The following is a 13,252-nucleotide window of genomic DNA, read 5'->3' on the forward strand; positions in this document are numbered from 1 at the left end:
CTGGTTCTAAGTTAGTTTGATTACCTTGTGTCAGGACCGGAGTGGAGTAGTTGCTTACGGCTGAGTGGCCTGCAGGGATGAGAATTCCTGTCGGTCACTGCCGCCTGCCGGAAGAGGAATGAGACTTCCTGAATAATGTGCGAGTTTGCATAAAACCTCGGGAAGTTCTGCCGCTGTAAGGGCTGTAAGGAAGGGGGAACCGCCTGAGCGATCGACTTTAATACGATGGTAGTTACACAAACTTACTGACAGGTTCTGCGATCATAGTTTTGAGGAGTTAAATCCATTTGTTGCAAGTTTTATATTCCCCTTTAATATTTCACTCCGTATATATTTATCCTTGTTATTAATTGGTGGTTTTGTTTTTCAAACGTTGATTTACATCAACCCAGGAGCGTATTTTAAACAATGCTCTGACGGTATTGCCTTCTTCGATATAAATGATTGTTTATTTTGGATGGCGATAGTTTGTTTTCCTGCCGCCCCAGTGCAGCTCATTATTAATAATTAGACGAAAAATCCTGGTTATTTTATTGTTTTGGCTTGAGTGTATTTATTTTTGATCTTTTAATCATCATTATTCTATTATCGCCTCTAAGGAATCGAAACGTGAAAACGTGCATCGTGATAAGCAGAGGGATGATTAGATGGCTGAAAGTTTCCAAAATGAGTTGCCTAATTCGTGCGTCAATATAAGGTTTTATTTTTCAACGTGCAGGGCGATCAATAAAATAGAGTTGCCACTGAGGTTAATGGTTGCGGCTGATTTAAGTAACGGTCAGTTGACTGCGGCATTATCAGTGTATGAAAAAGGCAATGTTAATAACAATAACTTCAACGCTATTCTTTCCGAATATTCCCCAAAAGGGAATCTTACCGTTAAGAATAGCCTTGCTGATGACGGTAGCGAAAACAACATCGGTCTGACATTTTGCACTTCCCGGTGGAAGGCATGGGCGTCCACCCATTACGGGGTCGCCGGATGCCGTAATCCAGGTCATAAGGCCAGGGGAAATTAGCGATGAAAATTTATCGTCCCCTTTGGGAGGACGGGGCCGCTCTGGCTCCCCAGCAGTTTCAGCAGCAGGCCCGCTGGAGTGCGCACGTTACCGATATAGTGGCCCGGATGGGAATCTCTCATCCCTGGGGAGTGATTGCCGCAGAATTTGATGATACCGCGCTGGCACTCTCACGCCTGAACGCTACCTGCCTGGTGGTGCGCTTTCAGGACGGTACCCTGGTTGATACAGGCCTGGCTGACAATCTTCCCCCGGTCTGTGATTTATCCTCTGCTGCCGGCAGTGAGGCTGTTGAGGTAGTTGCCGCCTTGCCGCTGCTGAGCGCCAGTAACCTGGATAACGGACAGGACAGTGAGCGGCCTCGTCGCTGGAAAGCCGAGCGTGTGGTGGTCCAGGAGCTCGTGGGGTACGAGAATGGGGATAAGGTGGTTGTTTTATGATGAAGCGAGTGGCGCTGAAAGTGTTTGTTGTAGTATTAATGGTTGCTTGGTTAATTTTACCATCAACGATCATTCCTGCATCTTATTCTAAAGTATATGAGTTATATAGTCCTGATAAGAATTATAAGGTGATAATTTACCATGGTAAAATAATCTCTCCAATGTCACTTTACAAATATTTAAAGGATGAAGATTATTTTTTTATTGTTTACAGTAAGTCCGGGGAGGTGATTTTCAAACCGTCTCCATACTATGGTACTTCTAATATGGGTGCATATGATGGTATAGAATTCCAATACGGAGATGATCATTCTTTATTTTTTCCTGGACCGGAAGGCTATGATTCATACGAATTTAGCAAGTAGCTAATCCCAGCAAGGATTAAATTATGGGTAAAGTTATTTTAACTCTTAAGCCATTAATTGAAAATGGACATCAATCGTGCCCCGAAACAGACCTTTTTTGTGCGAAATGCTTTACGGCAATTTTGTCGGCGGCCTTGATCTTCACCAGGTCAGTGAAGAAAACCAGGTCATCTGTAAGCACATCCGTCTTAGTTCCACGCATTTTTTGAGGTTTCTGGTTTTTCGGCCATCATCCGGTACTCTTCCGGTGTCAGGTTATTCAGGGATTGGTGGGGACGCTCAAGGATTGAGCCGATAGTGGGACAACATGAGTACGTTTCATTTTCATTCTAGTTTTGGGAATTTCCCGGGTACGATTATCGAAGTCTATTTCACTCCATTCAGCCAGACACAACTCTACTTTTCACAAGCGTGTCAGTATGAGCTACCTGGTTGCGAGAAGAGTAATAAGACTTCCAAAGTAGCTGGATAACTTTTGCAAAAACTCAGGCCGCTCGGCGGCGGTAAGAAAGGGATAGTGCTGTTTCTCATGGCTTTGCAAAGCGCTACCAAGATCGGCTGCTGAGTTGTATTCAGCATGACCTGTAACAATCGCGTAGCGAAAACACTCACTACAACGCTAGCGTACTTTGCTTGCGAGCTCAGGCTCTCCCCCGTTTTTCCATTCGTTGCAATACGGATAAAAGCCCCAGTGGCTTTATTTCATTCACCGGCTTAGAGCCTGGATAGGGGAAAACATTATTTTTAAAACTCGCTTGACGTAATCAGCATAACTCTTCGACCAGCCAGATACTTTTGCGTTGCACCATTCGAGAGCTATAGCTTCAAATGTGTTGGTAACCGAGAGCTTTGGCTCGCTGGGCGGCTTTTTTGACCTTTCCGGAATCCTAATCGTTCGCCAATACCTTTCGTGCCTCCTCTCGCTTAGTACGAGCTTCTGCAAGTGATATGTCGGGATAGATTCCAATGACAGCTTTTTCTCTTTCCCGGCATATCGATATTTTATGCGCCAGTACTTTGAACCCTTAGCGTTGACCATGAGATAGAGCCCTCTGCCATCTGAGAGCTTATAGGCAGTATCTCTGGGCTTTGCTGTCTCAACCTGACGAGCATTTAAGGATAGTTTGGAGGGCTCATTTTTCATTGAACAGGATAAGCCCCCACTAAGGCCACCAGGCGCTTATTGATTCACGTTGAAATGGGGAGACATCCGTTGACTTCGCGTAGCCAATGTAGAGGGTTTTTCATTGATTGTAAGGGGATTTTATCGAATTAGGTAGGTATCAGGAGCGGTCGAAATGGTGTCCCCTGCAGGAATCGAACCTGCAACTAGCCCTTAGGAGGGGCTCGTTATATCCATTTAACTAAGGGGACGAAGCGGCGGGATTATAGCGTTTTTTTCCTTACAGGTTAAGCAGCTATCGGCTGACTGCTTAATCTATCGCCACTTAGCGCGTTTTTTTAGCTTTAGCCTGCGCTTTTTTCTCATTACTGATGTCGTTACGGATCTGGGCATGGCTGAGCAGGGCGAAAATAAACGTCCCGCCGCAAATATTGCCGGCCAGCGTCGGCAGGGCGAACGGCCAGATAAACTCCTGCCACGGCAGCGAGCCGTTGAAGACCAGATAAAATATCTCGACGCTGCCGACCACAATATGGGTGGTATCGGCGAGTGCAATAAGCCAGGTCATCATAATTATGACCACGATCTTTGCCGCACCGGCGGCGGGGAACATCCACACCATCGTTGCAACCAGCCAGCCGGAAATAATCGCGTTGGCAAACATTTCGCCCGGCGTGTTCTGCATGACCTTCAGGCTGATTTTCTCAAAGGCGTCGCGGGTGGCAGGGTCAAAGATTGGCATAACATCAAAGGCCCAGGCGGCGATGGCCGTGCCGATGAGGTTGCCCGCCAGCACAATGCCCCACAGACGTAACAACAGGCCGACGTTACCGAGGGTGGGTTTATGCATGATTGGCAGCACGGCGGTTACGGTATTCTCGGTAAACAGCTGCTGGCGGGCCATGATAACGATGATAAAACCGAAGGTGTAGCCGAGGTTTTCCAGCAAATACCCGCCTGCGATATCGGTAAGATGCACGTGAAAAATGCCTTTTGCTACCAGCGAGGCACCCATCGACAGGCCCGCAGCGACCGCTGACCAAAGCAGAGCCATGCCGTCGCGCTCAAGCTCCTTCTGACCCTCCTGGCGGATCTCTTCATGCGTGGCCATGGCGCGAGAGGGCAGACGATCCTCATCCACCTCTATTTCCTCGCCCTGCTGGTTCTCGTCGCTCTCAACTTCTATCTCTTCTTTACCGCTGTGGCGATCGGGCGATTCTGGACGTGGAGTCATGCCGTTTCCCTCAATGATTTTTCATTATCATAAGCGTAGAGATATTTTTCGTGGACGGCGCTGGTGAACATCCTATTTTTTGTGCAATGGCAAGAATAGCAATACGAATATTGCAAAATATGTATAGAATCAGGACGCAACAATTATACCAAAGAGGGCTATGCTGAAAGCAGGCACCAGAGTGCACCTTGCTTCGGGCGATATCTTCATCGAGGCTGCAGTCCCCGGATGACCCACAGCGATAGCCAAAATTAACAGGGAGACACACCTATGAATTATCGCCTGTCGGCGCTTGCGCTCGGCGCCACAATGCTGGTGGGATGTGCCAGTTCCAGCTCTGGCGATCGGCCGCAAGGGCGTTCAGACCCGCTTGAAGGGTTTAACCGTACGATGTTCAACTTCAACTTTAACGTGGTGGATCCGTACGTTCTGCGTCCGGTAGCCGTGGCATGGCGTGACTATGTCCCGCAGCCGGCGCGTAATGGGCTGAGTAACTTTACCAGCAACCTTGAAGAACCGGCGGTGATGGCCAACTACTTCCTGCAGGGCGATCCCTATAAAGGTATGGTGCACTTTACCCGCTTCTTCCTTAACACTATTCTCGGGATGGGCGGCCTGATTGACGTCGCCGGGATGGCTAATCCGCAGCTGCAGCGCGTCGAGCCGCATCGCTTTGGTAGCACTCTGGGTCACTACGGCGTTGGCTATGGCCCGTACGTGCAGCTGCCGTTCTACGGAAGCTTTACGCTGCGTGATGAAGGCGGTGATATGGCTGATGGACTCTATCCGGTGCTCTCCTGGCTGACCTGGCCGATGTCTATCGGTAAGTGGGCGGTTGAAGGGGTAGAGACCCGAGCCCAGCTGCTGGATTCCGATGGCCTGCTGCGCCAGTCCTCAGATCCGTATATCCTGGTGCGTGAAGCCTACTTCCAGCGCCATGACTTTATCGCTAACGGCGGCAAGCTCACGCCGGCAGATAACCCGAACGCCCAGGCGATTGAGGGCGATCTGAAAGATATCGACTCGCAGTAATCTGTTGATATAAATAAAAAGGGTGAACATCGCGTTCACCCTTTTTTATGCCGTCAGCTTATCAGAAGCGGTAGTTGAAGTTTGCGCCGTACAGCCAGGCCTTGCCTTCAGAACGGAAGGTGTAAGGACCTTCTTTGATCTCTACGTGCTGGCCGTGCATGTAGGAGACGCCAACGTCTACGGATGCATCTTTATTGAAGGCGTAGGTGGTACCCGCGCTCAGCCACAGACGGTCCTGATCCGGAATGGAGATGGAGCGGTTAGAGGCTGGAACCGGGCTATCATCAAAGGCGATACCGCTACGGAAGGTCCAGTTATCGTCGTAGTAATAGGTGGTACCCAGCGCGATGCGGTAGGCATCCTTAAAGCTCTCATCTTTATAGAACAGCGTCTCGCCGTTGCTGCCGGTCGCTTTCAGCTCCTGGAACTGACTCCAGCTGGTGTAGGTCAGGCTATAGTGAACCGCCCACTGCGGTGCGACGCGGTTGTAGCCGGACAGCTCCCACATTTCAGGCAGGTTCAGGGTCAGAGAACCATCGGTAGTCTGCCCGTTGGTCCCGGCCGGAAGGCCGAAATTGCCGAGGATTTGGTTATACGCTGACGGCAGGCTGCTCTTGTAGTTACCGTCAAAGTCGATTTTCACTTCAGAACGGTAGGTGAAGCCATAGCGGTTATTCTTATCAAGTTCATAAAGAATACCGGCGTTCCAGCCGAAGCCCCAGGCGTTACCGTTCAGGTGCGCAATCTGCGTATCCGCAGGGATTTTCGATACCGGGCCCGCCAGCTGCGGCGGCAAGGCGCCTGAACCGGCAACGATCTGCCCCAGATCGCCCGCGTAGCGCTCGATCTTGGCCTTCGCATACACCGCGTCAAACCCTAAGCCAAAGCTCCAGTGGCTGTCCAGGCGATAGGCGCCGCTCAGGTTGAAGTTGGCGGTGGTTAAATCGGTTTTTCCCCCCATGCTGCCGGCGGCATAATCGTCGGCGTACTCGGTAGCCAGACCGTAGTTAGAGGTAATCGATGCCCCCCAGCCAAACTGATCGTTAATCGGCGACACGAAGTGGAAGTTAGGTACCCATGCGGTTGGCGCAATATTTTTGGCGTTCAGGCTTTTGCCCGTTGGCGAGTTGCCCGACATGTTGACATCGGGATCGACAAATACCGCGCCCATAGACATGGTTGGACGATCGAACATCATAATCAATGCTGGGTTACGGCTGGCATTGCCCGCATCGTCAGCAATTGCACCTTCACCGGAGTAGGCGCGACCAAGGCCTGATGAAGAGAATTCGTTTAACTGAAAGCCTGCTGACCAGGCCTGTGTGGAAACAAGTGCTACAGCCACTGCGAGGGCAGATTGGGTAAAGCGGGTTTTCTGGCTCATGCCCATAACCTCATTGAGTTATTTTTATTTAAACTATGTTACATGCCGTAACAGAAGCGCGAAGTGTAGGGTCTGCTTTACGACAGAGAAATCAGACCAGTGCGCTGAGTATAGGTCTGACCAGATGAGATGTTGCAAGTTTGTTTATGAGATTTTTCAATTGTGATACGAAAAAAGCGATCCAGCTGGCAAATTTGCCTTCACCCAGGGGGCTGATTCGGGTAATTCTTGTTTTGGATCATTTTTAAGTGTGATTTCGGTCACTTAGCGCCGTTGTCGTCATTAACGACTGGAGGCACTCCTCGCCCGGGCGTAAAATAAGCCTATTAATTGTCTGGCACCCTTGTGTGCATATACAGAGGAAATCTACGATGAGTAAAGTTAGTGCAGATGAAACCCCGGTTTGCTGCTGTATGGATGTTGGCACCATTATGGACAACACCGATTGCACCGCTTCCTACAGCCGCGTGTTTGCCAAACGCGCTGAAGCAGACGAAACCCTGGCGGCGTTGAGCGAAAGAGCTCGCGGCGTGGAATCCGATCCGTGCAAAATTATCCCGACCTTTACCGAGGTTGAAGGCGGCGTGCAGCTGGATATCGATTTTGTATTCTGCTGCGAAGCGGAAACCCTGATTTTCCAGCTCGGCCTGCGTTAATTCCGTTCTGACGCCCCTTTCTGCGGGGCGTCATCTTCTCCTTTCAATGTGTTTTGGCTCCCACTTTTTTGCTTCTCCGATTGGCTTAATGTAAAAAATTAGTTAAAACTGTTATCAGGTCAGACCACTTGGTTTTATCGGTTAACAGGGGAGAGTTATGAGTCAGGCACTACCGCTTGTCACCCGTCAGGGCGATCGCATTGCCATCGTCAGCGGTTTACGTACGCCGTTTGCCCGTCAGGCAACGGTATTTCACGGCGTTCCCGCGATTGATTTGGGAAAAATGGTCATCAGTGAAATGCTGGCTCGCAGCGATATTCCCCCGCAGATTATTGAACAGCTGGTCTTTGGCCAGGTGGTACAGATGCCGGAAGCGCCGAATATTGCGCGCGAGATCGTGCTTGGCACCGGCATGAGCGTGCACACCGATGCCTATAGCGTCAGCCGCGCCTGTGCGACCAGCTTCCAGGCCGTCGCTAACGTCGCCGAAAGCCTGATGGCCGGAACGATCCGCGCGGGCATTGCCGGCGGCGCCGACTCCTCATCGGTACTGCCTATCGGCGTAAGTAAAAAGCTGGCCCGCACGCTGGTGGATGCCAATAAGGCGCGCACCCTTGGCCAGCGGCTGAAGCTTTTTTCTCGCCTGCGCCTGCGCGATCTTTTACCGGTACCACCCGCCGTCGCCGAATACTCGACCGGGCTGCGGATGGGCGATACCGCAGAGCAGATGGCAAAAAGCTGGGGCATCACCCGTGAACAGCAGGATGCGCTGGCGCTTCGTTCCCATCAGCTGGCGGCCAAAGCCTGGGAAGAGGGAAAGCTTGCAGCAGAAGTAATGACCGCCTACGCGCCGCCGTTCCGCGAGCCTGTAGAAAGCGATAACAATATTCGTAAGAATTCTACCCTCGCTGATTACCAAAAGTTACGACCGGCTTTCGATCGCAAGCACGGCACGGTCACCGCGGCCAACAGTACGCCGCTAACCGACGGCGCGGCGGCGGTGATGATGATGACGGAATCCCGGGCGAAAGAGCTGGGATTAACCCCGCTGGGCTATCTGCGCAGCTACGCCTTCACCGCCATCGACGTTCAGCAGGACATGCTGCTGGGGCCGGCTTGGTCAACGCCTCTGGCGCTGGAAAGGGCGGGTCTGACCCTCGCTGATTTAACCCTTATCGATATGCATGAGGCGTTTGCCGCGCAAACGCTGGCCAACCTGAAGTGTCTGGCAAGCGATCGTTTTGCCCGCGAAGTGCTGGGCCGCTCGCAGGCCACTGGCGAAGTGGATGACAGCAAATTTAACGTCCTCGGCGGCTCTATTGCCTACGGCCATCCTTTTGCCGCGACCGGCGCGAGGATGATCACGCAAACGCTGCACGAGCTGCGGCGCAGAGGGGGCGGGTTTGGTCTGGTCACCGCCTGTGCGGCGGGCGGTTTAGGCGCAGCCATGATTCTGGAGGTGGAGTAATGACTCCTGCATCAGCGTTTACTCTTGATATTCGTCCGGACAACGTGGCGGTTATCACCATCGATACGCCAGGCGAAAAAATGAATACCCTGAAGGCCGAGTTTGGCAGCCAGGTGCGGGCTATTATCCGCCAGATCCGTGATAACAAATCCCTGCGTGGCGTGGTGATCATTTCTGCTAAACCGGACAACTTCATCGCCGGGGCGGATATCAATATGATTGCCCGCTGTACCAGCGCGGAAGAGGCGGAGGCGCTGGCTCGTCAGGGGCAGCAGATCATGGCCGAGCTCCACGGGCTGACTATTCCGGCGATCGCCGCTATCCACGGTGCCTGCCTTGGCGGAGGCCTTGAGCTGGCGCTGGCCTGCCATGGGCGAGTCTGTAGCGATGATGATAAAACCCGCCTTGGTCTGCCTGAGGTGCAGCTGGGTTTACTGCCGGGTTCCGGCGGCACGCAGCGGCTGCCGCGGTTGATTGGCGTCAGCAGCGCGCTGGAGATGATTCTCACCGGCAAACAGCTGCGCGCCAGACAGGCGCTTAAGGCCGGGCTGGTGGACGATGTGGTACCGCAGGCTATTTTACTGCAAACGGCGGTGGAACTGGCGCTGAAAGGGCGTCCGGCAAGCCGCAATATGCCAATGCGCGAGCGTGTTCTTGCCGGCCCGCTAGGGCGTAATCTGCTGTTTAGGCTGGTGGCGAAGAAGACGCAGCAGAAGACCCAGGGCAACTATCCCGCCGCGAAAAAAATTCTGCAGGTTATTGAGAACGGGCTGGCTCATGGCTGCAGCAGCGGCTACGCCGAGGAGGCGAGAGCCTTCGGCGAGCTGGCGATGACGCCGCAATCGCAGGCGCTGCGCTCTATTTTCTTTGCCAGCACCGAGCTGAAAAAAGATCGCGGTGCCGAGGCTGAAGCCGGGCCTTTAAACAGCGTCGCCGTTCTCGGCGGCGGCCTGATGGGCGGGGGGATAGCTTACGTTACCGCCAGCAAAGGCGGATTGCCGGTGCGAATCAAGGATATTCAGGCCAGCGGGATTAACCATGCGTTGAAGTACAGCTGGGCGCTGCTGGACAAGCAGGTACGCCGCCGCTACATGCGCGCCAGCGAGCGCGACCGCCAGCTGGCCCTTATCTCCGGGACCACGGATTATCAAGGATTTGCCCACCGCGATGTGGTGATCGAAGCCGTATTCGAGGATTTAGCGCTTAAGCAGCGCATGGTTGCCGAAATAGAACAGCATTGCGGCCCGGAGACGATCTTTGCCTCCAATACGTCGTCGCTGCCGATCGCCGGGATTGCGGCGCAGGCCAGCAGGCCTCAGCGGGTGATCGGCCTGCACTATTTCAGCCCGGTTGAAAAAATGCCGCTGGTGGAGGTTATCCCGCACCAGCATACGGACCCGCAGGCCGTCGCCACGGTGGTCCGGCTGGCAAAAATGCAGGGTAAAACGCCGATCGTGGTGGCGGATAAAGCCGGCTTCTACGTTAACCGCATTCTCGCCCCTTACATTAACGAGGCGATGCGTTTACTGATGGAAGGTGAACCCGTTGAGCATATCGATAACGCACTGGTTAAATTCGGCTTTCCGGTAGGGCCTATCCAGCTGCTCGATGAAGTGGGTATCGACACCGGCACCAAAATTATTCCCGTTCTGGAATCGGCGTGGGGAGAACGTTTTAGTCCGCCTGCAAATATCATTAATGCGATCTTGAATGACGATCGCAAAGGCAGAAAAAATAGCCGCGGTTTCTATCTTTATGAGAAAAAAGGGCGTACAAGCAAAAAACGACCCGATGCGGCAATTTACTCGCTACTGGGGATTTCTGCTCCGCAGGCGCGATTGTCAGCGCAGCAGGTGGCGGAACGCTGTGTGATGATGATGCTCAATGAAGCGGCGCGCTGCTTCGATGAGCAGGTTATTCGCTGCGCCCGCGATGGCGATATCGGCGCCGTGTTTGGTATTGGCTTCCCGCCGTTTCTTGGCGGCCCGTTCCGCTATATGGATACATCCGGGGTGGGTGAAGTGGTTGCAATTTTGCAGCGTCTGGCCGCTCAGTACGGCCCGCGTTTTACGCCATGTGAAAATTTATTGCGCATGGCCGAGCAGGGGGCGACATTTTGGCCCGCTGGCGAACGGACGACCTAAGTTCTGGTCAAAGAAGATAAATCCGACGATGAATGACGCTGTCGATTGGCTGTTTTGTAAACAATCATTGACTATACTTACGCCACTGAGGTAAAAAACAGCGTTTCATTCGTTGGATGGATCAGGCACAATGCCCGGCCACTGAGTCGACTGCGTATTACCTTCGCGGGCAAGACTACGGTGCTTCTGGTTAACAAAAGCGGTGCAATATGCAAGTTTTTATCATGCGTCACGGCGACGCTGCCCTCGATGCAGCCAGTGACTCGGTTCGTCCATTAACCGCATGCGGTTGTGATGAGTCTCGTCAGATGGCAACCTGGCTGAAAGGTCAGAAAGTGGATATTGAGCGGGTTCTTGTGAGTCCTTATCTGCGTGCAGAACAGACGCTGGATATCGTAAGAGAGTGCATGAACCTGCCGAAGAACGTCGACGTCATGCCGGAGCTGACGCCGTGCGGCGACGTTGGCCTGGTCAACGCCTATCTTCAGGCGCTGGCGAATGAAGGTGTGGCAACGGCGCTGGTCGTTTCTCACCTGCCGTTAGTGGGGTACCTCGTCTCAGAGCTCTGCCCGGGAGAGACTCCCCCGATGTTCACGACCTCGGCCATTGCCTGCGTGACGCTCGATGCCAACGGCAAGGGCGAATTCAACTGGCAGATGAGCCCCTGCAACCTGAAGATGGCGAAAGCTATCTAATCTCCCCCCGGAGCCGACGTATTACGGAAGCTCCGGCGGTTGCCACTCTTCAATCTCAATCAGCACCAGCAGTGCGGCGTCTCCGCCGTACTCTTTTGGCGCCTGATGGAAGGCCATAATATGCGGATGCTGCGCCAGCCATAATGGCGTTTGCTGCTTCAGAATATGCTTTCCGTGGCCGTGTATCACGCAGGCGCAGAATACGTGTTCCCGGCGGCATGCGGCAATCAGCGCGCCCAGCTCCTGCTTTGCCTGCTGCTGGGTTAAACCGTGCAGGTCAAGAAACAGCTCGGGCGAATAGTCTCCGCGGCGCAGCTTTTTCAACTCAAAGTGGCTCACGTCCGAACGGACGTATTTTACCGACCCCTCGGTATTCAGCAGCGGCTGAAACTCATCCGAAAAGTAGTGGCTGTTGTCGGCCTGCTCCTGAAGCAGCCGCTTCGGCGGCACTTCGGTTATTTTCTTGCGCAGCGGGCGGTGAACGATAGTGTCCTGCTTAATCTTACGCGTGCCGGTCATGAGCTGACGGAACAGCGTCTGATCCTCCACGCTAAGCGATGTTTTCTTTTTCATTGCCCACTCTCATCTTTTCTTTGCGCTAGTTTACCCGACCCGGAGTAGATCCAGGCAAGCAAAACGTACTTTTCCCCCTCTGCCTGACGTAAGAATGCTGATTTATCGCCGTCTTCGTGGCAAACTAGCCGCCGAATTTACAGTAGAGCGTGTCCTGGAGGATGGCGTGGATAAAATTTTTGTTGATGAAGCAGTCAATGAGCTGCAGACCATTCAGGACATGCTGCGCTGGGCGGTAAGCCGCTTCAGCGCGGCGAATATCTGGTACGGTCACGGCACCGACAACCCGTGGGACGAAGCGGTGCAGCTGGTGCTGCCTTCGCTGTACCTGCCGCTGGACATCCCGGAAGACATGCGCATTGCGCGCCTGACCTCCAGTGAAAAGCACCGCATCGTTGAGCGCGTGATTCGCCGCGTCAACGAGCGCATTCCGGTCGCCTATCTGACCAACAAAGCCTGGTTCTGCGGCCATGAGTTTTACGTCGATGAGCGCGTGCTGGTGCCGCGCTCGCCGATTGGCGAGCTTATCGAAAACCAGTTTGCCGGACTGATCGACCATCAGCCGCAGCACATCCTCGATATGTGCACCGGCAGCGGCTGTATCGCCATCGCCTGCGCCTATGCCTTCCCACAAGCGGAAGTCGACGCGGTGGATATCTCCCCTGACGCGCTGGCCGTCGCCGAACAAAACGTGGAAGAGCACGGGCTTATCCATCAGGTTACGCCGATTCGCTCCGATCTGTTCCGCGACCTGCCGAAGGTGCAGTATGACCTGATCGTCACCAACCCGCCGTATGTCGACGAAGAAGATATGTCCGATCTGCCGGGCGAATATCGCCATGAGCCGGTGCTTGGGCTGGCCTCAGGCAGCGACGGTCTGAAGTTAACCCGCCGCATTCTCGCCTGCGCCCCGGATTACCTCAACGATGACGGTATTCTGATTTGTGAAGTCGGTAACAGCATGGTACATCTGATTGAACAGTATCCGGATGTCCCGTTCACCTGGCTTGAGTTCGATAACGGCGGAGACGGCGTGTTTATGCTGACCAAACCGCAGCTGATCGCCGCCCGAGTGCATTTCGGTATTTATAAAGACTAAAAAGCAAAAACAACACGCAA

13 protein-coding genes, 1 tRNA gene and 3 pseudogenes are annotated in these 13,252 nt (G+C 53.3%); 10 read left to right on the forward strand and 7 right to left on the reverse strand.

Going from position 1 to position 13,252, the window contains the following annotated elements:
- Positions 1 to 647: 647 nt before the first annotated feature.
- The 4 genes and pseudogenes from RTE01_RS04925 to RTE01_RS26340 form a co-directional block, all read left to right on the forward strand.
- A complete protein-coding gene (locus RTE01_RS04925) occupies positions 648 to 1,019 on the forward strand; it encodes a type VI secretion system contractile sheath small subunit (protein WP_141334749.1) in 372 nt (123 codons plus the stop codon).
- A gap of 2 nt (positions 1,020 to 1,021) precedes the next feature.
- A pseudogene (gene tssK, locus RTE01_RS04930) lies at positions 1,022 to 1,453 on the forward strand (type VI secretion system baseplate subunit TssK); the annotation flags it as partial.
- Between the two features lie 2 nt (positions 1,454 to 1,455).
- Positions 1,456 to 1,824, forward strand: coding sequence for a DUF6201 family protein (locus RTE01_RS04935; RefSeq protein ID WP_134527200.1), 369 nt, complete (start codon positions 1,456 to 1,458; stop codon positions 1,822 to 1,824).
- Positions 1,825 to 1,930: 106 nt separating this feature from the next.
- Positions 1,931 to 1,996 (forward strand): annotated as a pseudogene (locus RTE01_RS26340) (type VI secretion system baseplate subunit TssE); the annotation flags it as partial.
- 16 nt (positions 1,997 to 2,012) lie between these two features.
- On the opposite strand, the pseudogene RTE01_RS04945 reads toward RTE01_RS26340, so the two are convergent.
- The 5 genes and pseudogenes from RTE01_RS04945 to RTE01_RS04965 all read right to left on the reverse strand — a co-directional run.
- Positions 2,013 to 2,105: pseudogene (locus tag RTE01_RS04945) on the reverse strand (integrase); the annotation flags it as partial.
- Between the two features lie 360 nt (positions 2,106 to 2,465).
- Positions 2,466 to 2,534 (reverse strand): hypothetical protein, encoded by a 69-nt coding sequence (locus RTE01_RS26570; RefSeq protein ID WP_406632634.1) that lies wholly within the window; start codon positions 2,532 to 2,534, stop codon positions 2,466 to 2,468.
- Positions 2,531 to 2,968, reverse strand: a complete 438-nt coding sequence (locus RTE01_RS26345) for an integrase arm-type DNA-binding domain-containing protein (RefSeq protein WP_255313506.1) — start codon at positions 2,966 to 2,968, stop codon at positions 2,531 to 2,533. Before RTE01_RS26345 ends, RTE01_RS26570 begins: the two co-directional genes overlap by 4 nt.
- 155 nt (positions 2,969 to 3,123) lie before the next feature.
- A tRNA-Arg gene (locus RTE01_RS04960) sits at positions 3,124 to 3,198 on the reverse strand.
- A 74-nt stretch (positions 3,199 to 3,272) separates the two neighbouring features.
- Entirely contained in the window at positions 3,273 to 4,181 is a 909-nt protein-coding gene (locus RTE01_RS04965; RefSeq protein ID WP_134527197.1) for a formate/nitrite transporter family protein, read from the reverse strand.
- Positions 4,182 to 4,451: 270 nt separating this feature from the next.
- Here RTE01_RS04965 and mlaA point away from each other — a divergent pair, with 270 nt between their 5' ends.
- On the forward strand, positions 4,452 to 5,213 hold the full coding sequence (gene mlaA / locus RTE01_RS04970) for a phospholipid-binding lipoprotein MlaA (protein WP_041146618.1): 762 nt from the start codon (positions 4,452 to 4,454) through the stop codon (positions 5,211 to 5,213).
- Between the two features lie 61 nt (positions 5,214 to 5,274).
- On the opposite strand, the gene fadL is transcribed toward mlaA, so the two are convergent.
- Positions 5,275 to 6,597, reverse strand: a complete 1,323-nt coding sequence (gene fadL / locus RTE01_RS04975; protein WP_041146617.1) for a long-chain fatty acid transporter FadL — start codon at positions 6,595 to 6,597, stop codon at positions 5,275 to 5,277.
- Between the two features lie 371 nt (positions 6,598 to 6,968).
- Between fadL and RTE01_RS04980 the strand changes: the two genes are divergently transcribed.
- The 4 genes from RTE01_RS04980 to sixA all read left to right on the forward strand — a co-directional run bounded on the left by RTE01_RS04980 (position 6,969) and on the right by sixA (position 11,560).
- Complete coding sequence (locus RTE01_RS04980) at positions 6,969 to 7,253, forward strand: YfcZ/YiiS family protein (RefSeq protein WP_134527194.1); 285 nt, start codon at positions 6,969 to 6,971, stop codon at positions 7,251 to 7,253.
- A 157-nt stretch (positions 7,254 to 7,410) separates the two neighbouring features.
- Positions 7,411 to 8,721 carry an acetyl-CoA C-acyltransferase FadI gene (fadI, locus tag RTE01_RS04985; RefSeq protein ID WP_141334751.1) on the forward strand — a complete coding sequence of 437 codons (1,311 nt, stop codon included), beginning with the start codon at positions 7,411 to 7,413 and terminating at the stop codon, positions 8,719 to 8,721.
- A complete protein-coding gene (fadJ, locus tag RTE01_RS04990; RefSeq protein WP_141334753.1) occupies positions 8,721 to 10,865 on the forward strand; it encodes a fatty acid oxidation complex subunit alpha FadJ in 2,145 nt (714 codons plus the stop codon). The genes fadI and fadJ overlap by 1 nt, the downstream gene beginning before the upstream one ends.
- A gap of 209 nt (positions 10,866 to 11,074) precedes the next feature.
- A complete protein-coding gene (sixA, locus tag RTE01_RS04995; protein WP_045856130.1) occupies positions 11,075 to 11,560 on the forward strand; it encodes a phosphohistidine phosphatase SixA in 486 nt (161 codons plus the stop codon).
- A 21-nt stretch (positions 11,561 to 11,581) separates the two neighbouring features.
- Here sixA and smrB read toward each other — a convergent pair whose 3' ends face one another.
- Entirely contained in the window at positions 11,582 to 12,133 is a 552-nt protein-coding gene (smrB, locus tag RTE01_RS05000) for an endonuclease SmrB (protein ID WP_134527191.1), read from the reverse strand.
- A 166-nt stretch (positions 12,134 to 12,299) separates the two neighbouring features.
- Here smrB and prmB point away from each other — a divergent pair, with 166 nt between their 5' ends.
- Positions 12,300 to 13,232 carry a 50S ribosomal protein L3 N(5)-glutamine methyltransferase gene (gene prmB / locus RTE01_RS05005; protein ID WP_041146611.1) on the forward strand — a complete coding sequence of 311 codons (933 nt, stop codon included), beginning with the start codon at positions 12,300 to 12,302 and terminating at the stop codon, positions 13,230 to 13,232.
- The last annotated feature ends 20 nt before the right edge of the window (positions 13,233 to 13,252 follow it).

Origin of the sequence: Klebsiella terrigena (genome assembly GCF_006539725.1) — a bacterium.
Lineage (GTDB): Bacteria > Pseudomonadota > Gammaproteobacteria > Enterobacterales > Enterobacteriaceae > Klebsiella > Klebsiella terrigena.

Bases quoted from the DNA above. Each gene is read 5' to 3' on its own strand.
- RTE01_RS04925 (WP_141334749.1), top strand. From the start codon at position 648: ATGGCTGAAAGTTTCCAAAATGAGTTGCCTAATTCGTGCGTCAATATA.
- RTE01_RS04935 (WP_134527200.1), top strand. From the start codon at position 1,456: ATGATGAAGCGAGTGGCGCTGAAAGTGTTTGTTGTAGTATTAATGGTT.
- RTE01_RS26345 (WP_255313506.1), bottom strand. From the start codon at position 2,968: ATGAAAAATGAGCCCTCCAAACTATCCTTAAATGCTCGTCAGGTTGAG.
- RTE01_RS04965 (WP_134527197.1), bottom strand. From the start codon at position 4,181: ATGACTCCACGTCCAGAATCGCCCGATCGCCACAGCGGTAAAGAAGAG.
- mlaA (WP_041146618.1), top strand. From the start codon at position 4,452: ATGAATTATCGCCTGTCGGCGCTTGCGCTCGGCGCCACAATGCTGGTG.
- fadL (WP_041146617.1), bottom strand. From the start codon at position 6,597: ATGAGCCAGAAAACCCGCTTTACCCAATCTGCCCTCGCAGTGGCTGTA.
- RTE01_RS04980 (WP_134527194.1), top strand. From the start codon at position 6,969: ATGAGTAAAGTTAGTGCAGATGAAACCCCGGTTTGCTGCTGTATGGAT.
- fadI (WP_141334751.1), top strand. From the start codon at position 7,411: ATGAGTCAGGCACTACCGCTTGTCACCCGTCAGGGCGATCGCATTGCC.
- fadJ (WP_141334753.1), top strand. From the start codon at position 8,721: ATGACTCCTGCATCAGCGTTTACTCTTGATATTCGTCCGGACAACGTG.
- sixA (WP_045856130.1), top strand. From the start codon at position 11,075: ATGCAAGTTTTTATCATGCGTCACGGCGACGCTGCCCTCGATGCAGCC.
- smrB (WP_134527191.1), bottom strand. From the start codon at position 12,133: ATGAAAAAGAAAACATCGCTTAGCGTGGAGGATCAGACGCTGTTCCGT.